The sequence below is a fragment of the Marinobacter goseongensis genome (genome assembly GCF_023156235.1).
In the GTDB taxonomy this organism is placed as follows: Bacteria; Pseudomonadota; Gammaproteobacteria; order Pseudomonadales; family Oleiphilaceae; genus Marinobacter; species Marinobacter goseongensis.
Genome location: NZ_JAKZAI010000087.1, coordinates 1 through 517, shown reverse-complemented (window position 1 = coordinate 517; position 517 = coordinate 1). Strand labels below are relative to the sequence as shown.

At 55.1% G+C, this 517-nt stretch carries 2 tRNA genes; both read left to right on the top strand.

The window, feature by feature from the left end:
• The first annotated feature begins 247 nt into the window (after positions 1 to 247).
• Positions 248 to 324 (top strand) — tRNA-Ile (locus MLC70_RS18470).
• 117 nt (positions 325 to 441) lie between these two features.
• Positions 442 to 517: transfer RNA gene (locus MLC70_RS18465), tRNA-Ala, on the top strand.

The window sequence follows — 517 nt, the reverse complement described above, 5'->3', positions numbered from 1 at the left end:
GGATCACCTCCTTAAACGAAGCCGAATGCTTCGGTCAGAGTCCACACGAATTACTTGGTTGGCTAATAAAGAGAGCAAAAGGGTCTATGCAGGCCCGATATCGGTTTGACCAGACCCTTGGGTTTGGCGCCGGATTCGGATCAGCTGGCAAGGCGCAGGTTGAGCGAGTGAGGGAGCGTACATACGTACGTGACCGAGTGAGTGAAAGCTGCAACGCAGTCCAGGTGATTCGAAGACAAGCGAAACCGGGTCTGTAGCTCAGGTGGTTAGAGCGCACCCCTGATAAGGGTGAGGTCGGTGGTTCAAGTCCACCCAGACCCACCAGAATTTCACTGCTCGTCGTTGTCAAAGCACTTGCATAGCAGGCTATGCGGCGCACTTTGACGCCTAGATCAGTAAAATCCTGGTCCAGAGACGACGGCAGAGCTCAAGAATGATTCTGGGGCTATAGCTCAGCTGGGAGAGCGCCTGCCTTGCACGCAGGAGGTCGGCAGTTCGATCCTGCCTAGCTCCACCA